Below are 19357 nucleotides of genomic sequence, written 5' to 3' on the forward strand. Positions count from 1 at the left end.
AGTACCAACGCTTGTTTCCGCCGAAAAATGACATCAAAGCGTTCGACCAGCATCGCAATCGCTGAATGGCTGGCAGGCCTTCGCCCGGACGAAATTCCTGACCACGCTTTGCAGAGCGCAAAGCTGCGTGTCCTCGATATCGTAGGGGCCATGCTGGGCGGCCGTGGAACCTTGCTTGTCAATCAGGTCCTTGGATCGGTTACCGATTCCGGCGGCGCCGTCCCCGTTGTAGGGTTCGACAAGCGCGTGGAATTATCGCGTGCTGCGTTGCTTCAGGGAACCATGGCTTGCGTACTCGAATATGACGATACGCATGTCGCCAGCGGCATTCACTCCAGTTCTGCTGTGATTGCGGCCGCGCTCGGCGTCGGGCGCCAGTTTCACATTTCGGGAAGCAGACTTTTGGAAGCGGTCCTGATAGGCAACGAGCTAGCAGCTCGGCTTGCTTTGGTTGCGCCGGGAATGATGCATCGCGTCGGCATCCATCCAACTGCAATCTTTGCGACCTTCGGGTCTGGATACGCGATCGCCAAGATTCTCGGATTCGACGCGCGGCAGATCATCAATACGGCCGGTATTTGCGGGAGCTTTGCGTCTGGCATTATGGCCTCCTGGGAAGATGGCACTGCCGCCAAATCGCTTCACACGGGCTGGGCCGCATCCTCCGCCGTACAGGCGGCGAACCTTGCAAGGCAGGGAGTCACCGGACCCTCGAATGTCTTCGAAGGGCGCTTTGGCTTGTTCCGCTCGCATGTCCAGGTGCCGGAATACGAATTTGATCTCGGCGCAGCGCGCGACAAGCTCGGCCAACGCTGGGAAGCGCTGAACATCGCGCCACGCGCCTACCCGTGTGGGCACTATATCCAGCCCTTTATAGAAGCGGTCCTGGGAATTGTCCAAAGCAACAGCATCGAGATCGATCAGATCGAGCGGATCGATTGCGCAGTAGCAGAATACATGGTGCCACTCATTTGCGAACCCGCCAAAGAAAAGCTGAATCCGGCGACTTCCTGGCATGCGCGGTACAGTCTGCCATTTTGCATCGCCGCGTGCCTGCAGAATGGGACCTTCAATAAATACAGCTTGAGCGATGCCGATTTAGCAGATGATTCTCACCGCAAACTTGCCGCGAAAGTTACTTACCAGGTCGATCGGCAGGCGGTTGACCGGACGAAGTGGGGAGGTGGAGTTACGATCGTCTATCGCTCCGGCGAACGTTTCGGCCGCGTCGTTGAACATCTTCGGGGCACCCCTCAAAATCCCATGCAAGAGTGTGAACTTGTCGCGAAATTCATGCACAACGCTGAAGGGGTGCTCAATCGTGGCGACTCTGAACGTGCGGTAAATGCCATCATGCAACTGGAAAGGGTCGAGGATATCGACCCGGTTTTTGATCTGTTGTCTGTGCCGATTGTCAAATGAGGTCGAAGCTAGAGACCGCATTCCTTCTTTTTTGGAAACGACTGACATCCGTGGCTTCTAAAGCGATCTATTTTGCACCAACCCATGGAGATACCAACCATGCAGGCCCCCCAACTATTTGTCGGCGGAAGATGGATCGATACAAACGAAACCATTCCGGTCATCAATCCATCGGATGGCAATGAGATCGGCGTTATCGCGCGCGGCACGGTCGATCACGTCGACGAGGCAGTAAGCGCCGGCCAGGCAGCTAGCAGGGGAGAATGGGGCCGCTTCGACGCAGTGTCACGGGGCCGACTGATGCTCCGTCTTTGCGAGCTTATTCACCGCGATGCCGACCGTTTGGCACGCCTGGAAAGCCTGGACGTTGGAAAACCGCTCAGTCAGGCGCGCAGCGACGTCGCGGTCATTGCGCGGTATTTCGAGTACTATGGAAGCGCTGCCGACAAGGTGCAGGGCGAGACCATCCCCTCTCAGAGCAGCTATACGGTTATGACATTCTGGGAACCCTACGGAGTGACCGGCCATATCGTGCCATGGAATTATCCTTTGCAAATGATGGGCCGATCGCTTGCTCCGTCATTGGCGATGGGAAATGCTGTCGTCCTCAAGCCAGCAGAGGATACCTCTTTGACGGCGCTCGCCCTTGCACGACTTGTTGAAGAGGCTGGTTTTCCGGCGGGTTCTTTCAATGTGGTGACTGGAATTGGTTCCGAAGTGGGCGCGGCGCTTAGCAGGCACCCAGGCATAGGCCATGTTAGCTTTACCGGATCGCCAGAGGTTGGGACGCTGGTGCAACAGGCAGCCGCGGTGAACGCCGTTCCTGTGAGGTTGGAACTAGGTGCAAAATCGCCTCAGGTGGTGTTCGCCGACGCACCGCTGGAAAGCGCAGCCGACACGATCGTGCGGGGCATTGCGCAAAATTCAGGCCAGACATGTGCAGCGGGCACGCGTGTCCTGATAGAGTCTTCGATTTACGACAGTTTCACTAGCATGCTGGCAGAGCGCTTCAAGCTGTTGCGCGCCGGCCCGAGTGATCTCGATCTTGATATGGGGCCGGTCGTGAATGCGTCGCAGCAGCGCCGCATCGAAAACTATCTGGCTCTTGGCCGGCAGGATGGTCTGCCTGTGCTGGCTCATGGCGAGATAGAGTCGAATGCGCCTTCCGGCGGCTTCTATGTCCGACCGACCCTCTTCGGTGACGTTCCCGCAAATCATAGGCTCGCGCAGGAAGAAATCTTCGGTCCTGTATTGGTGGTCATCCGGTTCGAAGGCGAAGACGAAGCGCTGCATGTGGCCAACAACACGCCATACGGGCTTGCAGCAGGAATATGGACCACTGATCTCGGCTGCGGTTTGCGCCTCGCGCATGGCGTAAAGTCGGGCCAGGTCTTCGTTAACAACTACGGCGCGGGCGGCGGCGTGGAATTGCCGTTTGGTGGCGTCAAACGGTCAGGACATGGCAGGGAAAAGGGGCTGGAGGCGCTTTATGGTTTTGCCACTCTGAAGACAATAGCGGTCAAGCATGCGCCGACCTGAGCAGAGCAGCTTTCTATATGCCAGCACGACGAGGCGCAGACTAGCTTTCTGCGGAAACCACCGAAAATTGGCTCAGTCAGAGCGAAATCGCGGAGATCGTTTTTTTACAGAGCTGTTATTCCTTCCTGCACATCCGGATGATCAGTGAACCCCATTAATCCCAAGTCAGGCATGCATCAGATATCGGAGCCACTTTTCTCAGCCAATTGTGTAGAGAACGCTGGTCCAGTGAATTGCGGCTTAGGGCGCCATCGGCCACGCGCTTGGCAATTTCAAGTACCTTCGGCTCCAGTTCTTCGTCTGCAACTGCCAGCGAGATAAGCCCCAGACCTTCCATTTCGGTGCCAGATAACGCTTCCCACGAAAGCAAATAGCATTTTGCTTTCGCGAGGGTCGACCATCGCCCAAAAACACGGATCAGGCTGATATCTCGCCAATATAGCGCTCGTCGTCATCAACGACTGGCGGGGCGGTCGCAGCGGTGGCGATCACAGGTTGCGCCCTTCCAATCGCCATGGTCGCAGGGGCGGCGGGTGCCGGAATCAGCCCCGCTAATATCACATTTAAACCTTTCGCAAGCGACGTTGCTGGCAACACACCGAGCGGCCCGCGCTCTTTGTCGAGGACATGAATGAAACGCCGTGCCGAAGTACCAATCAAAACGCCTGCTTCAGTGATGGCCGCACCAATCTGCACAGCGGGAGGTTAGGTCGCGACGCGCCCACTAGGGACTACGCCAAAAATGTTCCTCCCTCGACAAAGCGCGCGACACAGTGATCCACCGGGTTCAGCGGTATCTGCTCCGGTCCGCTTTGCTGCCTAATCTCGCCCTCCTGGAGGACCGCGATGAATGCCACGATACTTTAGTGAACTGCCGTGAAGCAAAGCGAAACCGCGAAATGGTGCCCACGCGGTGACCAGAAAAGCGAAATGGTCATTCCCTTAGTTCACGGAACTAGGTCGCAGGCGTACGAAGCCAATCCCGGAACAAAGCCCCCTAGCCAGAAATGAAGAATGTAGCGAGCTTTGCTTAGACTCCCGAGGAGCGGGAAATGATCGCTGACTTGACGCAAGTCTGAAGGCTCTCAAACCAGCCCATAGACAACAGCTTTGAGCGCGTTTGGAAATTCAAGCCTCCGGGCGTTTCATGTCTCTCGCTTAGACTTGCCAAGTCCTTGGTTGAAGCTCGAGCAGTTTCCGAAAGCTCGAGGAAAAGTGCCCGAACGTACCGGTCTGCTGATTCTTCACCAGCGCCTTGTTCAATCAAGCCATCGACCATGGACGCCTGAAGGCTAAAGAACGTAGACATGACGCTGCTGGCAGCGGTAAGCACCGACAGTTCCCTTTCCGTCTGGCAGCGTATAATATCTTCAAATCCGGAAAGCAGGTCGCGCAACTGCGGATTGTCGGGGTAAAGGAGTATAGGGCCTTTTCGTCTACTGACTTGCGGCAGTGGAACCAGCCGGCACACTTGACTGTGGTCAGCCAATCTCGAAAGCTCGGCTATGTCGAGACCTGCCACTAGGCTGCAAAGCAATTGTCCCGGCCTGAAACGCAAATCTCGTACGACAGATTCTACTTGAGCCGGTAAAGTAGACAGAAAAACAATATCCGAGGTCGCAACCACTTGCTCGTTGCATGAAGCGCGCACGACCCTGTCAAATCGGGCCGCCAACTGCCGAGATATATTTGCGGAGCGCGGAGAAAGCACAAAATCGCAACCGGCGCCGGAAGAAGCAAGCCCCTCTACTACTGCGGCCGCTATTGTGCCGGTTCCAATAAAACCGAGTGTGGTCATCTCCGCTATGCTTGCTCCAAGCTGAAATGAATGTGGTCGGTTGGCGCTGTCAACAAAACAGCGCCAGCGAAGATCTAGAGGCTCGGAAGAGGATCCATACTCCGTCCAAGCCACTTCTGATGGAGCTTGTCCAGATCGCCAGTGATCGTCTTGAAGAAGATGAACGAGTTAAGCCACTGAAGCATGTTGGCTTCGCCCACTTTCACCGCCATGTGGCCGGGGCTGGGACGAATGACGAACTTTAAGTCGAAATCCTTTCCAGGATTTTTCTTGGCAAGTTCGACTGCTACGAAGCTGCTGCACGCATACAGTTGCGATTGACCGGCAAGATAGGCCGCGGCTGCAGCAGCATCGTTTTCCATGCGCATGATTTGTGCGTCCGGAGCCATTTCGGACAGCGCAACTTCCTCGGTGTTCCCTCTTGCCGCAGCAACAGTATAGCTTCCGAGTTTATCGGCGGAGGACACGTCCAGATCCTTGGGACCGAAGACTGCGAGCGCGGTGGAAGCGTATGGATTGCTCATCCATACCTGCTTTGCACGTGCCGGCGTCAAGCCCATGAGCGATACCGTGATATCCACTTTGTCCGTGAGCAGATAGGGAATACGGTTTGCGCCAGTTACGGGAATCAACTCGGCCTTGACGCCGAGCGCCTCAGCCAGTTGCGTCGCAAGGTCGATATCGAACCCCTGCGGGGTACGATCAGCGCCTTGAAAGCCAAACGGTGGAAGATCCGCCGGCACACCAATCCGGATTGTTCCGCGATCCAGGACGTCAGCCAGGATATCGGCTGACGCCAAGTTGTTCCCGGAAAGTAGAAGCCCAATTCCAAGGACCATAATTTTTAATCTACCAAACATTTCTGTTCCCTTTTTCTGGAGGTTGGTTGGTATGCTTTCGTACAGGAAGAACTAATGAAGGACCGCGCCAAGGAACCTTTTCAGTTCTTCGGTTTGCGGGTTGTCGAACAAAGTGGCGGCTGGCCCCTGCTCCCAAATCTTACCGTTGTGCATAAAAAGAACGCGTGTCGCGCAACGGCGAGCAAACTTCATTTCATGGGTCACAAGCAGCATGGTCATGCCGTCTTCGGTGAGGCGCTCAAGAACAGCGAGCACCTCACCAACGAGTTCAGGATCAAGCGCGGATGTGACCTCATCGCAGAGCATCATTACCGGGGCCATGGCGAGGCAACGAGCGAGCGCCACTCGCTGTTGCTGCCCGCCCGATAGCTGCGCCGGATAGGCATCGCGCTTTTCGGAGAGTCCGACCCAGGCCAGCGAATTGGCTGCGGCGGCCTCCGCCTCTGCCTGGCTTTGTTTTTTCACCACCGTCGGCCCCAGCATTATGTTGCGCATAACTGTGAGGTGCGGAAACAGATTGTAGCTTTGAAAAACGAACCCAATACGGCTTCTCAGGATCTTGAGATTGCTCTGCGCATCGACCGTCACGCCGTCAACTACAAGCGTCCCACCATCAATCGTCTCAAGACCATTAAGGCAACGTAGCAGCGTGCTCTTGCCGGATCCGGAGCGGCCGATTATCGCGATGGTTTCTCCTTGAGCGACCTCCAGATCCACGCCGTCGAGCACAACGATATCGCCGAATTTCTTCCTGGCGCCGCGCATTTCAACTATTGGCATGAAGTGACCTTTCCAGAATCCGGCTAAGCTTGGTCATCGGATAGCAGATCAGGAAATACAGCAGCCCAACGAGCAGATAGACCGGCAGTTGGGAGAGCGTGGATGCAGCGGTCAGCTGGCCCTCTCGCGTAAGCTCAACAAAGCCGATGACCGAAGCAAGCGACGTATTCTTTACAAGCTGAACCACAAAACCGATCGTCGGCGGAAGCGCGATACGAACAGCCTGCGGAACGATTACATACCGCATTTGCTGTGTTCCAGAGAGGCCGATGGCAGTTGCCGCTTCCCATTGCCCTCGCGGAACTGATGCAAGTGCTCCGAACCAGATTTCGCCCAGAAAGGCCGAAGCATAGAGAGAAAACGCGATGGCAGCAGCAATGAGGGCAGGAACGTTCAGCCCTAAAATTGAAAATCCGAAGAAGGTCAGAAACAACCAGCCCAGCAGGGGCACGCCTTGCACGATGGATATGTATGCCCGCGCCGGGAGACTGAGAAGTCTGCTCCTGCCGTTCGCGCAGATCGCTATCAGCAACGCGATGGGAGAGCCGCCGACGAGAGCCAGGAGTGTCAGGCCAACCGTCCAGCGCGCAGCCCAGCCCAGATACATTACGTCGATGAATGACAGATCGCGTATCATGGGTACCGGAACAGGATTCTACGAAGAGCAAAGAAAAACATTCGCAGGAGCACGGCGAGGCCAAGATATATAGACGATATTACGATATATACTTCGAAATCACGGAATGTTCGGGACTGTAGTATTGATCCAACATAGAATAGTTCGGGAGCGGCAATTTGAGATGCTACGCTCGTTCCGAGCATTATCAGTATTAACTGACTTGAAAGGGCTGGATATATATTTCGAAACGCTGGAATTAGTATTACATATCTAAATATCTGCGCTGTGCTCATCCCCAATGCAACGCCTGCCTCCTTTTGTGATTTGGGTATGCTTTCGAGCCCTGCCCGCATTATTTCCGCACCATAAGCGCCCATATTGACTATCATGCCGATAGTGGCGACCCACATCGGAGTTAGGCGAATGCCCACCGTTGGCAGACCAAAGAACAAGACAAAGAGTTGCACGATGAGAGGTGTGTTTCGCAGCACCTCCACATATGTCCGCGCGATCGCCTTGCCCGTGGGCGAGCCGTATACGGCAAGAACAGCAAATCCAAGAGCGAGCAAGAGGCCGAATACGAAAGTCGTCGCGGTTAGCTGCAGCGTCTGAAGCAAACCGAGTGCAATGGCGTCGCCGGCACGAAATATATCGCTGAATTGGAGGCTGTACCCCATGCCTTACCTCGCGCGTCTTGCTCCGCTCACGCTGCCATTTTCTGGGAGTATGTTTGTAGTGCCTCGACAGCTCTACGGATCGTGTCCAGCACCTGTTCCCGTTCGGTGCCTACCAGCGGAAGGCGCGGTGACCTTGTCCATTCCGGCGCGTCATAGACGACATGCTCTGCCAGCTTGATATATTGCACGAGCTTTACATGGGTATCGAGATGGAACGCGGGCGTGAGGATTCGATAGAGTTCCCTCGCCTGCTCATATTTTCCCGCGATGCAAAGATTGAAGATCCGCACACAATAGTCAGGCCACGCGTTCGTCATTCCCGAGACCCAGCCTACAGATCCGAGCGCGACGCTTTCGACGATCTGATCGTCAACCCCGCAGAATATCTGGAAGCGATCACCCAGCGCCACATACATATCCGTGACGCGGCGCACGTCGCCCGTTTCTTCCTTTACCGCTACTATCGTAGGGCAGGATGCCAGCTCCTGAAGAACCTGCGGGGTTACATCGACGCCGTAGGCAATGGGATTATTGTAGATCATTATCGGCAGTTCGCTTGATTCGGCTATTGATCTGTACCAGCTTGCCGTTTCTCTGGGATCGGTCCGGTAGCCGAGCGAAGGAAACACCATAAGTCCCTCTGCGCCAAATGAAGCGTAGCTGCGCGCGGCCCGTGTCGCTGCCTCAGTCGAGATTTCCGCCAAACCGCTAAGGAGCGGCACTCGCCCTGTCGTCACCTCCTTCGCGGCGCGGACAACGCTTTCGCGCTCCCGAGGAGAGAGCACGGCGTTCTCTCCCAGCATTGGCAAGACAATGACGCCCGACACTCCGTTGTCGATCAACCTTTGCACGCTCATCTGCGTCGCCTTCAGATCGATGTCGCCGTCCTCGTTCATTTTCGTCGTAACCGCAGGAAAGACGCCTTGCCACATGCTCATATGGAACCCCAAAATCGCCAATGCTATTTCGAACATAATATACAATCTACAGTATTCTTCAAGTCAGTGATTGAAACTTTTCGCCCGGTCGATCAGGGCAGACGCCCGAGCTAGCCGGGCTTCATTTGATACCGATTCCATTCGGGGGTGTATTCGAGATAGTCAGGAGAACCAGGTGTCTGAAAGCCTGTAGCCCATCGGAAAGGGATCCGACGGATCGACGCCGTATTGACTTATGCCGGTGAGCCACGCTCTCCCTGAGATTTCGGGTATGATGCCAGCAATAGGGCCAACGCTCGCCGTACCGACGATCCTGCATGCGAATTCCGTATCTAGAATTGAAACGTGCCGGAACTCCTCGCCCTCGGACAGCACGCCCCGGGCATGCAGAAGAGCCATACGTGCTGATGTTCCGGTGCCGCAAGGGCATCGATCCAGACGTCCCGGAGAAACAACGACAGCGTTCTTAGAAGACTTTATTCCATCGACGACCTCGATCGGCCCGGTAAATTCAGTTTGGTTGATGGTGTGAATCCCGGCATTCTCTGGATGTACAGACGGAAGCTGTTCGGCGGCGGCAGCTTTGATTCTTTCGCCAAGCTCCACAATGTGGCGCGCTTCGCTTCTGGCGAGCGACAGTCCGACGTCCTCCGCGTGGACGAGACAATAGATCATACCGCCGTAGGCGACATCGACACGGAAGCGCCCGAGCCCCGAAACATCAATCGCCGCGTCGCGGTGCATGACGAAAGACGGCACATTCGAAAAGGTGATCCGATTGCATTTTCCGCCACGACAATCTGCCAGCACCCGCACAAGACCTGCGGGAGTGTCGACCTGGATCACCATGATGTCGTCTTTCATGGGGATGATACCAGTCTCGAGCGCGACGGTGATCGTGCAGATCAAATTGGAGCCGGACATCGGTACGAAATAGTCCGACTCCATCACAATCATCCCGATATCCGCCTCGGGGGTCAAAGGCGGTGTGATAAGGTTAACCGCAGCGTTAACGCTTCCACGCGGATCGAACAGCAGCATATCGCGCAGCCAGCCAGAATCGCGCTCGAGCGACTGCATCCGCTCAAACATCGTATCGCCCGCCGGCGGCAAAACTCCCCCGGTAATGACCCTGCCGACTTCCCCTTCAGCGTGTGCACCTACAACGGTTATCATTTTGTCGAGTTGCATTCGACTGCTCCTATGTATATTTTATTCAATCTACTTCATATTGAATCGTGTCAAACATTTTATGCTCCGTATCTAACTAGGGATATTGCCCGTGCCTGCGTCGTGGCATAAGGCTTTGCAGACGTTGCCGAACCTGGGCTGAGAGGCACTAGGGCCGGCAATCGTTGATGGGGTTTTTGCTTGACAACCAATCGAAAGTTGTCCGGCCCGGAAGGAGCAAATATTGATGTCCACCCCTCTGCCTCGCCAAACTACAACAGATCTCGTAGCGCAGTACATCGCGCGAAAGATTGTAAACGGTGAGTACGCCGGCGGTGAACAACTCCGCCAGGAAGCAATTGCCGCCGAGCTCGGAGTCAGCAGAATTCCAGTACGCGAGGCTTTGGTACAGCTCGAAGCTGAGGGACTGGTCGTTATTAGAGCGCACCGCGGTGCCGTTGTCTCGGAGCTAACCGCAGATGACGCAATTGACATCTTCGATACGCGGATGCTTCTCGAACCCTACCTCGTCAAGAAAGCGATGGCGCGGGTAACCGCGGATGAGCTCCAGACTGTCGAAAACGCTCTAGTCGAATATGAGGCCGCCGTTGCCCGCGGCGATGCGCGAGAATTAAGCCAGCTTAACTGGAAGTTCCACCTGGCCTTATTGGCACCTTCCGGTCGGGTGCGTTCTCTCGCATTGCTCCAGTCTCTATACACTTCGGCGGATCGCTACCTTCTGCTGCAGATCGAACCGCTGGCTGCACAGACAAAGGCTGGTCGGGAGCATCGAGAGGTCTTTGAATTCTATCGAAAAGGAAACGCGCTCGAAACCGAGCGACTTATGCGACGCCATCTCGCAGATGCGCGCAAGGAAATCGTCTCCCACCTCAAGCAATAGCTGCCGCCGACTTCATCAAATATGGACCGATTGAGACTTCATCCTCAAGGGATGAAAGGTGCCGGTATCAACCTCATCAGCGAAGCATGCAAGCAGGCAAGACCAACGCAACCTTCCACATTGACGAATGTAGATTGTATCCATTATAACTTTTTGTGTGATTGGGCTTGCCTTCTGGCGAGGCGTCTGTTCGGTTGTGATAGATATTTCCTCGGTAGCCACAACGACCCTCATACCAGAAGTGCGACCTCATCGAGCAAAATTGCATTGGTTTAGGCACATGGAAAGGCGGCGCGGACGTGACAACTATCTTCAGGAACATTCGGCTCTTCGATGGTCTTCGAAGAGAGGCCAAAGACGGCATGACCGTCGTCGTGGTCGATGACCTAATCGATTCCATTGTTCCAGAAATTGAGCTGAACGTTGCCGGCGAGACTATTGATTGCGGCGGTCGGCTGTTGATGCCTGGCCTTATCGACGCGCATGTTCACATTGTGGCGACGAGCGTGAACCTGGCTGCCGGGTGGGAATGGCCCTCCCTTACGCACACCAAGGCACGATACATAATGGAAGGGATGCTTCAGAGAGGGTTCACGACTGTGCGCGACGCTGGCGGCGCAGATGGCGGTTTCGTTCAAGCAGTGGAACAAGGATACATCGATGGGCCGAGGCTGGTGATCTGCGGAGCAGCACTGAGCCAGACGGGCGGACATGGCGATATCCGTTCCCGGATATCAGGACCATCAACCCTACCGAGCGATCGCGTGGGTAGCATGATTTCGAGAATTGCCGACGGCGTTCCTGAAGTTCGTCACGCATCGCGCGACGAGCTTAGAAAAGGTGCGCACTACCTCAAGATCATGGCTTCGGGCGGAGCCGCATCCGTTTCGGATCCGATAGAAAATACACAGTTTTCCAGCGAGGAAATCGCGGCAATTGTCGAGGAAGCGGTGGCGTGGAACACTTATGTTGCGGCACACGCTTACGATCCACGCGCAATCAGCGCCGCCGTCAATGCAGGTGTTCGGACGATCGAACACGGCAATCTGATCGACATGGCGACAGCCACGCTCATGCAGGAGCGAGGCGCATTTCTTGTGCCTACGCTCGTAGCTTCCGACGTATTGTCGAGGGAGGCGTCGCGTTACGGATTTACTGAAGTCAGCATGCGGAAAATCTCTCAGGTCCGAGACAAAGGGCTGGAAAGCCTCAAGATTGCCCGGGAGGCCGGCGTCAAGATCGGATTCGGCACTGATCTTCTCGACATCGCGCTGCATCAACACCAAGCTGCAGAGTTTGTCCTTCGTGCGAAGGTGGAAAGCCCAATTGACACTCTCCTCTCCGCGACCGGTGTCAATGCGGAGATGATGATGATGAGCGGCCGCATTGGAGCAATTAAGCCCGGTGCTTTTGCGGACTTGCTTGTCGTCGATGGGGACCCGTTGTCGGATGCAACGGTGCTCGCACAGCACGGGGAAACGCTCAGCTTGATAATGAAGAGCGGCCGCATCCATAAGAACCGGCTATGAGCAAAGGCTGCTTAGGGAGAGGGCCAAGATCTTGGTAATACCCCGCTGTTCATTGGTTCTGACCAATGCCGTATGCATCGGCGGCGGCGCGCGACGCAGTTAAGAAGGAAGCACTATGCCGCGCAGGCATTGGCTACCACGAGGTTCTCGCTGGTCAGACAACCCCTTCTGATCTTAGGCGGCTCGTTGAAAGACACGTGGAAAAACCTATGGTCGAACAGGCTCCGGCGTGGCCGCCGCGCTCTACCATGAGTCCCTGAAACTCGGGTCCATCGCATCGGCGTGCACCCAGCCTAATACGTGATCACAGTCTTTCGGAACGTGCCCAATTTTGATGAGAGGTTTTGACCATCACGCTTCAGCATTGCCAGTTTGGCCTCGGCCTCGCGCTGTTCCAACACCATCGTAGTTCGATCCGGCTGGCGAGAGCGAATTGACAGCGTTCGAATAACTATCACCCACTGACCGCTGCGCTCGATGGTCACCTTAGCCACCCCGTGACACAGCAGGTTACGGAAGGATTCGTGTTTCTCGCGGAAATTCGTAAGCTCAGCAAATACGGGTTTCCCCGCTTCCTCAAACGAACCACCCGGACCTAACGCTAGCGCCAAATCTTCAAATCGTTGCCCGATCAAATGCCGGAGGCGTGCCTTGGGGCCTGCCGGTATGGTCGTGCTCAGCGCAAGCAGGGTTTCCGTCACAGCCATTTCGACCGCCGAGAAGTGGTGCATACTTGCGCCGCGCCAAGAATTGACCTCTGCGAAGATCGTATCCCAATCGATTGGCTGCGGCAGTAGCTTTGCGGCGACGGAAGTTGTGTCCATGCTCGTGGATAGCAAGGCCGCCGTTAATCGCCGGATAATCAGACAGGGACAATCCGAAATATGCGGAACCGCGCCTATGCTACTCGGCTAGTGGTTGATGTCTCCGACTTATTGATGCTTCACCCGCCCCCCGAATCTTTATTCGGGTTAGCATGTCATAATACCCTGTTTTGGGGTACTCCGAATTCGGGTTCTATTGAAGCGCTGGTCTTTGCACTGGCGCCTACCTTGTCCTCAATTCGGTCCGACCTTTATCGCCACATCATCGAACTGCTCGTGCAGGCTCGAAAGGACGCGGGGATAACGCAGGTCGAATTGGGGAAGCGCATAGGTCAGCGACAAACATTCGTCTCAAAATTCGAACTTGGAGAGCGCCGCCTCGATATCGCGGAATTCATTGAGGTTTGCAGGGCGATAGGCGCAGATCCACACGCCATAATTCGAAGCATTGAAGCTGACCAACGCTGAGCGCCTAGAGCCAACTTCAGCCGAACGCTAAACGAACGTCGGGTTCCGGCCTTAAAACCTGCCGTTCAGGCGCTTGTAAAACTGTGGTTCAGAATGTGTTAGGTTACCCGACGATAAAGGCCGTCGAACGTGACCCCCATTCCATATTGTCCGCCTGTATCCTCTTCCCAGACCTTCAAATGGCCGTCATCAGTGAATCTCAACTCTGTGGTCGCGGGTCCTTGTACGACTAAAGAGGGACGGCTGTAAAACAGCGATGCTTCGTCAATGATTTCTGAGAAAAAGTCTAAGAAACCCATGTTTGGACCGTGCTCTCGCAACATACCTTGGTAGGCCGTACCCGTCACGAAGTATCTTGGTTGCCCATCAGCACGATCAGGTAGAGGAATTATTTGAAGCTCGGCGGGGCCTTCGTTGCTACCTAACCGCACCCATTGACCGGCGTACGGGTCGGCATCGGGAAGAGCTAGAATTCCGAAATGGACCTTTTGTACCAATGCAGAACCTAGCCAGACAAGCAGTTCCTCCTTGTATTGTTTGACTTCCTGAATTTTGAAACCCTTTCTCTGCGATGTCGTTGTGTCGTACTCGTCGTGATGATCAAGGCAGAGAAACGCTAGATTTGCAGGGGAATGATTGGAATTGTTCCGATCTAAATGCGCGATCTGGCCTGACTTTATTACGGTGTCTCGGTTCAGCGCAAAACAGATGCAGCACCTCCTGCGGCTTTCAACGAGCGCGGATGTCTCATTTTCAGTCGGCATTCGTGTTCTTGCCATCGCCCCTCGATTCCCTAAAATTCAGTTATCTGACTGCGGTTCGCGACGTTCATTTCTGTAGGAAGGGGAGTTCTCCGGCGTAACTGCCCAAACCTGCCGGACCGCAAGCCACCCCCAGTCATTCTATCGCTTGACCTTGGTCCAAGTTTGCCCTTCGTCAAGCATCCTGCTTTCGTCTTGGATGGAGCCGGGTATTATTCGACGACACTTAGTCTGATAAGACGCGGGACTGCTAGACTGTGGGGTTGGCAATATGCGCAACAAGGCAAAGGTTTCTCGCGATGGTGTCTGCAAGCTGACGGGAGAAAGCGGCAGGTTTGTAGATTCGCACCTTCTGCCGAAAGCGCTCACCAAAGCTGATGGCCTTGCTCCCGGTCTTGTTCAGATCGGAAACGGTCGCAAGGAGAAGCGATCAAGCAGTTGGTATGATCGGCATCTTGTAATCGCTGAGGGTGAAAAAATTCTGGCAGAGTATGACGATTGGGCGATCAGGATTCTTCGCAAACACGCAATGGTATGGAGCGGTTGGGGACCACGCATTTCCCTCAACGATTTTCAGAAGTTTCCAGGTACGCCTTGGGGAATTAGATCAGTTTCCGGCGATGATTGGAAGAAGTTGCGGCTTTTCTTTCTTAGTTTGCTTTGGAGAGCCGCAGCTACCGATCGGCCAGAATTCAATGAAGTCGATATCCCGCCTGATCATCTCGAACGATTGAGGCAGATGGTGCTCAACTGCGTCCCGGAACCAGTAGCCTTTTATGCCGTTAGCCTGACACAGATCTCGACCATTGGGATAAGGCACAATCACGCACCCATCGCTTTCACGAAGACAATTCCCTCATTGGAAGCAGGACGGCCGTCCATGGAGGAGCCGACATTTCGCTTCTATCTTGACGGACTGATCATCCACTTCTCCCGGCTTAGCACCGAACAAAACGAAGCTCGGGATCTTGGGCCTCTTGTCGTAGGTGCCGAAGACACTATTACGCTTTCAACTGTCGAGTTTGAGAGTTCGGCTCAGGCTGAGAACTTAGCTATTGTCGGCAGGGAGGCCGAGCTCGGACGACCGCTCTTCGAGATCGCCTATGGCCCATTTTCGCCCGAGCGCAAGATATTCTAAGATTGCTGTCGGATACGCGTCGCAACCTGCCCCTCCAATATGAGAGGTTACAGTAGTCAGAAACGCAATCTATGCGTTTACGCGCTAACAGGCGAGAATATATCGATCACCGTAATGTCTGCTTTGACGGCTGACTACTTTAGACCAGACCGTCTGCAATCCACCCCATTGCAGACAATCGGCACCGGTTATCTGAATTCCGCAGCAACGCGGAGCATTCCATCGACACCGCGATTTCACGCTCCGTCGATTCCCCAAACTGGTGACCGCGCGGTAACCCGAGCCTTTTGAGATGCTTCCGCGACTTGCGATTTCAACCGCCCGGAAAACACAAAAGCCGCGTGAAAACGCGGCTTTGGACTGGTTGGGAAACTGGAGCGGGCGAAGGGATTCGAACCCTCGATCCCAACCTTGGCAACTTTATCGGCAGCCTACGCCACGATTCGCCACATTACGAAAAACGTCTATTTTCCAATTAGTTATTGACATCACTCTGCGCCGGCGTATCCTTCCTTATCCCACGAAACGCGCTTTTGTGGAGACATTTTGGAGACACTACCCTGATTTTGAGCCGTTGTCTCCAAGAGGGAAAGATGGTGTCTCCAGGAGGAATAACATGCCGACAACGAAACTGACAAAGAAGGCCGTCGACGCATTCGCAGCGCCCGCCGAAACGCAGATCGTCTACTGGGACAGCGAAATTCGCGGGTTCGGGGTTCGCGTCCTGAAGTCAGGCCTCAAGACTTTCATCGTCCAGTACCGCAATTCCGAAGGGATCAAGCGCCGCATCAATCTGGGCCGCTTCGGCATCATGACCGTCGAGCAGGCCCGAGACCTGGCCAAGGTCAAGTTCGGAAAGGTCGCGGCCGGTGAGGATCCAGCCGACGAGGTACGCCAAGCCCGAAGGGGGATGACGGTGGCCGAGATGTGCGACTGGTATCTGACGGAAGCGCGTGCCGGAAACATCCTTGGTCGCAAGAACCGGCCCATCAAGGCGTCATCACTGGACATGGACGAAAGCCGTATCAGGACGCACATCAAGCCGCTCCTCGGCAAGCGCGTGGTGCGCCATCTGACGATCGCCGATGTCGAACAAATGCAGACCGATGTCAGAGACGGAAAAACCGCAAAGCCCCGTGTCGGGGGACGTGGTGGCAAAGCTTCCGGTGGTCCTGGGGTCGCAGGCCGGTGCGTTGGCACGCTTCAGGCCGTGATCGGCCACGTCAAGCACAAGGGACTTCTGGCCGACCATCCGACAAAGGGGGCCAAGAAACTATCGAGCAAGAAGAAGGATCGTCGCCTGAGCGTTGCGGAGATCGGACTGTTGATTTCCGCCGAGAACTGACCCGGGATTGCGGGATTTTTCCATCGAGAAGTGACCCATGTTTGAACTCACCCCTGCTTGACGATCGCAGGGGACTTTGGAGTGATAGACATGGCGTTACTGAGCGTTATCCGGCGCTGGCATCTGCGGGATGGACTTTCGATCCGGGAGATTGCGCGGCGCACGGGACTGTCGCGGAACACGATCCGCAAATACCTGCGATCCGACGAGGTCGAGCCCCGCTTTCGGGTGCCGGAGCGGCCGAGCAAGCTCGATGCCTATGCCGAGCGGCTATCTGCCTGGCTGAGGACGGAAGCAAACAGGCCGCGCAAGCAGAAGCGCACGGTCAAGCAGTTGCACGCCGACCTGATGAGCTTCGGCTATGAGGGCTCTTACGGCCGTGTCGCCGCCTTTGCGCGTGACTGGAAAGAAGAGCGTCAGCGGCAGATGCTAACGAGCGGTCGCGGCACCTTCGTGCCGTTGGCGTTCGAGCCTGGTGAGGCGTTCCAGTTTGACTGGTCGGAAGACTGGGCCGTCATCGGCGGCGAGCGCACGAAGCTACAGGTGGCGCACTTCAAGCTCAGCTACAGCCGTGCCTTTGTCGTGCGAGCTTATCCCCTTCAGACGCACGAGATGCTGTTCGATGCACACAACCACGCCTTCCCGGTTCTGGGTGGCGTGCCGCGGCGCGGGATCTACGATAACATGCGCACTGCGGTCGACAGGATCGGCCGGGGCAAGGATCGCCAGGTCAATGCCCGCTTCTCGGCGATGGCCAGCCACTATCTGTTCGAGGCCGAGTTCTGCAATCCAGCCTCGGGCTGGGAGAAGGGACAGGTCGAGAAGAACGTCCAGGATGCCCGCCACCGGTTGTGGCAGCCGATGCCGCGCTTTCCATCTCTGGAGGCGCTGAACGACTGGCTGGAGCAGCGGTGCCGGGAGCTGTGGCAACAGATTCCCCATGGCCTCAGACCCGGAACGATCGAGGACGCCCGGTCCGAAGAGGCCCAGTTCCTGATGCCAATGCCTCGCCCCTTCGACGGCTTCGTCGAATACACCAAGCGGGTCTCGCCTACCTGCCTGGTCCATCTGGAGCGCAACCGCTACAGCGTGCCGGCTTCCTTTGCCAACCGGCCTGTGAGCCTAAGGGTTTACCCGGAACGGATTGTGGTTGCCGCCGAAGGGCAGCTCCTCTGCGAGCACCGCCGCATCATCGAACGGTCGCATGACGGTCCCGGTCGAACCGTCTACGACTGGCGTCACTATCTGGCGGTCATCCAGCGCAAGCCAGGTGCTCTGCGCAACGGCGCACCCTTCACAGAGCTTCCCGAAGCCTTCAAACGGCTGCAGCAGCATCTGCTCAGGAAGTCCGGCGGCGATCGGGAGATGGTCGAGATCCTGGCCCTTGTCCTGCAGCATGATGAGCAGGCCGTGCTGGCGGCAGTGGAGATGGCACTCGAGGCCGGGGTTCCGACCAAGGTCCACATCCTCAATCTCCTGCACAGGCTGGTCGATGGCAAGCCGATCGCGACGCCGGTCGTGGATGCGCCGCAGGCGCTGAGCCTGGCCAAGGAGCCGCAGGCCAATGTCGAGCGCTACGATGCGCTGCGCCAAGCTCGGGAGGTGCGCCATGCGTCATGATCCCGCCAGCGGCGCCATCGTCATTATGCTCAGGAGCCTGAAGATGCATGGCATGGCGCAAGCCGTCGCCGAGCTCACCGAGCAGGCCTCTCCAGCCTTCGAGGCCGCCATCCCGATCCTGTCGCAACTGCTGAAGGCGGAGATGGCAGAACGGGAGGTCAGATCCACCGCCTATCAGCTCAAGGCAGCCCGCTTCCCTGTCTATCGCGACCTGGCCGGCTTTGACTTCGCCAGCAGCGAGATCAACGAGGCCCTCGTGCGCCAGCTCCATCGCTGTGAGTTCATGGACGAGGCCAACAACGTCGTGCTTGTCGGAGGTCCAGGCACCGGAAAGACCCACATCGCCACAGCTCTCGGCGTGCAGGCGGTCGAGCATCATCGCAAGCGTGTCCGCTTCTTCTCCACCGTCGAACTCGTCAACGCCCTTGAGCAGGAGAAGGCCCAGGGAAAGGCCGGCCAGATCGCCAACCGGCTCGCCCATTCCGATCTCGTCATCCTGGACGAACTCGGATACCTGCCCTTCAGTGCGTCAGGTGGAGCGCTGCTGTTCCATCTGCTGAGCACGCTCTACGAGCGCACCAGCGTCGTCATCACCACCAACTTGAGCTTCAGTGAATGGGCCACCGTCTTCGGCGATGCCAAGATGACGACGGCGCTCCTCGATCGCCTCACCCATCATTGTCACATCCTGGAGACCGGAAACGACAGCTTCCGCTTCAAGAACAGCTCGGCAAAGACACCCGCCGCAAAGAAGGAGAAAGCGCCCACCTTGACCAAATCCTGAGACCCAAACCATACATGAGACGGGTCACTTCTCGGCGAAAATCCCGGGTCAGTTCTCAGCGGAAATCAACAGCCTTTATCTCTTCGATGATCCCTTCATCGGGCTCATCGGGAAAGATGGCAATGTTCCGAAGATTCGCTTCTGGGATTTCGATGAAGTCCGACAATGGCGTCTCCGACGACTC

The 19357-nt window shown here is 56.0% G+C and carries 18 protein-coding genes and 1 pseudogene; 10 read left to right on the forward strand and 9 right to left on the reverse strand.

Annotated elements, in window-relative coordinates; all coding sequences use genetic code 11:
- Window positions 1-27: 27 nt before the first annotated feature.
- Window positions 28-1422, forward strand: a complete 1395-nt coding sequence (locus tag M9924_07690) for an MmgE/PrpD family protein (GenBank protein MCO5064287.1) — start codon at window positions 28-30, stop codon at window positions 1420-1422.
- 99 nt (window positions 1423-1521) lie between these two features.
- Window positions 1522-2961: an aldehyde dehydrogenase family protein gene (locus M9924_07695; protein MCO5064288.1), complete on the forward strand. Its 1440-nt coding sequence runs from the start codon at window positions 1522-1524 to the stop codon at window positions 2959-2961.
- 1030 nt (window positions 2962-3991) lie between these two features.
- Here the strand turns inward: M9924_07695 and M9924_07700 are convergent.
- The 7 genes from M9924_07700 to M9924_07730 form a co-directional block, all read right to left on the reverse strand.
- On the reverse strand, window positions 3992-4759 hold the full coding sequence (locus M9924_07700; GenBank protein ID MCO5064289.1) for an NAD(P)-binding domain-containing protein: 768 nt from the start codon (window positions 4757-4759) through the stop codon (window positions 3992-3994).
- Between the two features lie 74 nt (window positions 4760-4833).
- Window positions 4834-5559, reverse strand: coding sequence for a transporter substrate-binding domain-containing protein (locus M9924_07705; GenBank protein MCO5064290.1), 726 nt, complete (start codon window positions 5557-5559; stop codon window positions 4834-4836).
- Window positions 5560-5670: 111 nt separating this feature from the next.
- Entirely contained in the window at window positions 5671-6399 is a 729-nt protein-coding gene (locus M9924_07710) for an amino acid ABC transporter ATP-binding protein (protein ID MCO5064291.1), read from the reverse strand.
- Window positions 6386-7036, reverse strand: coding sequence for an amino acid ABC transporter permease (locus M9924_07715; protein MCO5064292.1), 651 nt, complete (start codon window positions 7034-7036; stop codon window positions 6386-6388). Before M9924_07715 ends, M9924_07710 begins: the two co-directional genes overlap by 14 nt.
- A complete protein-coding gene (locus tag M9924_07720) occupies window positions 7033-7695 on the reverse strand; it encodes an amino acid ABC transporter permease (protein MCO5064293.1) in 663 nt (220 codons plus the stop codon). Before M9924_07720 ends, M9924_07715 begins: the two co-directional genes overlap by 4 nt.
- Before the next feature lie 26 nt (window positions 7696-7721).
- The gene (locus tag M9924_07725) at window positions 7722-8633 is read right to left on the reverse strand and encodes a dihydrodipicolinate synthase family protein (GenBank protein MCO5064294.1); all 912 of its coding nucleotides are present in this window, start codon (window positions 8631-8633) and stop codon (window positions 7722-7724) included.
- A 162-nt stretch (window positions 8634-8795) separates the two neighbouring features.
- On the reverse strand, window positions 8796-9824 hold the full coding sequence (locus M9924_07730; protein ID MCO5064295.1) for a proline racemase family protein: 1029 nt from the start codon (window positions 9822-9824) through the stop codon (window positions 8796-8798).
- 226 nt (window positions 9825-10050) lie between these two features.
- Here M9924_07730 and M9924_07735 point away from each other — a divergent pair, with 226 nt between their 5' ends.
- The 3 genes and pseudogenes from M9924_07735 to M9924_07745 all read left to right on the forward strand — a co-directional run bounded on the left by M9924_07735 (window position 10051) and on the right by M9924_07745 (window position 12493).
- Entirely contained in the window at window positions 10051-10704 is a 654-nt protein-coding gene (locus M9924_07735; GenBank protein ID MCO5064296.1) for a GntR family transcriptional regulator, read from the forward strand.
- Between the two features lie 299 nt (window positions 10705-11003).
- On the forward strand, window positions 11004-12233 hold the full coding sequence (locus M9924_07740) for an amidohydrolase family protein (protein MCO5064297.1): 1230 nt from the start codon (window positions 11004-11006) through the stop codon (window positions 12231-12233).
- A 77-nt stretch (window positions 12234-12310) separates the two neighbouring features.
- Window positions 12311-12493 (forward strand): annotated as a pseudogene (locus tag M9924_07745) (hypothetical protein).
- 33 nt (window positions 12494-12526) lie between these two features.
- Here M9924_07745 and M9924_07750 read toward each other — a convergent pair.
- Window positions 12527-13057 (reverse strand): hypothetical protein, encoded by a 531-nt coding sequence (locus tag M9924_07750; protein MCO5064298.1) that lies wholly within the window; start codon window positions 13055-13057, stop codon window positions 12527-12529.
- A 114-nt stretch (window positions 13058-13171) separates the two neighbouring features.
- Here M9924_07750 and M9924_07755 point away from each other — a divergent pair, with 114 nt between their 5' ends.
- Complete coding sequence (locus M9924_07755; protein ID MCO5064299.1) at window positions 13172-13525, forward strand: helix-turn-helix domain-containing protein; 354 nt, start codon at window positions 13172-13174, stop codon at window positions 13523-13525.
- Between the two features lie 98 nt (window positions 13526-13623).
- Here the strand turns inward: M9924_07755 and M9924_07760 are convergent, their stop codons facing one another.
- Window positions 13624-14289: a hypothetical protein gene (locus M9924_07760; GenBank protein MCO5064300.1), complete on the reverse strand. Its 666-nt coding sequence runs from the start codon at window positions 14287-14289 to the stop codon at window positions 13624-13626.
- 268 nt (window positions 14290-14557) lie between these two features.
- On the opposite strand from M9924_07760, the gene M9924_07765 reads away from it, so the two are divergent.
- From M9924_07765 to istB, 4 genes are all read left to right on the forward strand, one after another.
- Window positions 14558-15424: a hypothetical protein gene (locus tag M9924_07765; GenBank protein ID MCO5064301.1), complete on the forward strand. Its 867-nt coding sequence runs from the start codon at window positions 14558-14560 to the stop codon at window positions 15422-15424.
- Window positions 15425-16040: 616 nt separating this feature from the next.
- On the forward strand, window positions 16041-16769 hold the full coding sequence (locus M9924_07770; GenBank protein ID MCO5064302.1) for an Arm DNA-binding domain-containing protein: 729 nt from the start codon (window positions 16041-16043) through the stop codon (window positions 16767-16769).
- 90 nt (window positions 16770-16859) lie between these two features.
- Complete coding sequence (istA, locus tag M9924_07775; GenBank protein ID MCO5064303.1) at window positions 16860-18389, forward strand: IS21 family transposase; 1530 nt, start codon at window positions 16860-16862, stop codon at window positions 18387-18389.
- Entirely contained in the window at window positions 18379-19173 is a 795-nt protein-coding gene (gene istB, locus M9924_07780; protein ID MCO5064304.1) for an IS21-like element helper ATPase IstB, read from the forward strand. Before istA ends, istB begins: the two co-directional genes overlap by 11 nt.
- The last annotated feature ends 184 nt before the right edge of the window (window positions 19174-19357 follow it).

Source organism: Rhizobiaceae bacterium (assembly GCA_023953835.1).
Lineage (GTDB): Bacteria > Pseudomonadota > Alphaproteobacteria > Rhizobiales > Rhizobiaceae > Mesorhizobium_G.

What these genes read in the sequence shown, in the direction of transcription:
- M9924_07690 (MCO5064287.1), top strand. Translation starts at nt 28, where the DNA reads ATGACATCAAAGCGTTCGACCAGCATCGCAATCGCTGAATGGCTGGCA.
- M9924_07695 (MCO5064288.1), top strand. Translation starts at nt 1,522, where the DNA reads ATGCAGGCCCCCCAACTATTTGTCGGCGGAAGATGGATCGATACAAAC.
- M9924_07700 (MCO5064289.1), bottom strand. Translation starts at nt 4,759, where the DNA reads ATGACCACACTCGGTTTTATTGGAACCGGCACAATAGCGGCCGCAGTA.
- M9924_07710 (MCO5064291.1), bottom strand. Translation starts at nt 6,399, where the DNA reads ATGCCAATAGTTGAAATGCGCGGCGCCAGGAAGAAATTCGGCGATATC.
- M9924_07715 (MCO5064292.1), bottom strand. Translation starts at nt 7,036, where the DNA reads ATGATACGCGATCTGTCATTCATCGACGTAATGTATCTGGGCTGGGCT.
- M9924_07720 (MCO5064293.1), bottom strand. Translation starts at nt 7,695, where the DNA reads ATGGGGTACAGCCTCCAATTCAGCGATATATTTCGTGCCGGCGACGCC.
- M9924_07725 (MCO5064294.1), bottom strand. Translation starts at nt 8,633, where the DNA reads ATGAGCATGTGGCAAGGCGTCTTTCCTGCGGTTACGACGAAAATGAAC.
- M9924_07730 (MCO5064295.1), bottom strand. Translation starts at nt 9,824, where the DNA reads ATGCAACTCGACAAAATGATAACCGTTGTAGGTGCACACGCTGAAGGG.
- M9924_07735 (MCO5064296.1), top strand. Translation starts at nt 10,051, where the DNA reads ATGTCCACCCCTCTGCCTCGCCAAACTACAACAGATCTCGTAGCGCAG.
- M9924_07750 (MCO5064298.1), bottom strand. Translation starts at nt 13,057, where the DNA reads ATGGACACAACTTCCGTCGCCGCAAAGCTACTGCCGCAGCCAATCGAT.
- M9924_07755 (MCO5064299.1), top strand. Translation starts at nt 13,172, where the DNA reads ATGCTTCACCCGCCCCCCGAATCTTTATTCGGGTTAGCATGTCATAAT.
- M9924_07760 (MCO5064300.1), bottom strand. Translation starts at nt 14,289, where the DNA reads ATGCCGACTGAAAATGAGACATCCGCGCTCGTTGAAAGCCGCAGGAGG.
- M9924_07765 (MCO5064301.1), top strand. Translation starts at nt 14,558, where the DNA reads ATGCGCAACAAGGCAAAGGTTTCTCGCGATGGTGTCTGCAAGCTGACG.
- M9924_07770 (MCO5064302.1), top strand. Translation starts at nt 16,041, where the DNA reads ATGCCGACAACGAAACTGACAAAGAAGGCCGTCGACGCATTCGCAGCG.
- istA (MCO5064303.1), top strand. Translation starts at nt 16,860, where the DNA reads ATGGCGTTACTGAGCGTTATCCGGCGCTGGCATCTGCGGGATGGACTT.
- istB (MCO5064304.1), top strand. Translation starts at nt 18,379, where the DNA reads ATGCGTCATGATCCCGCCAGCGGCGCCATCGTCATTATGCTCAGGAGC.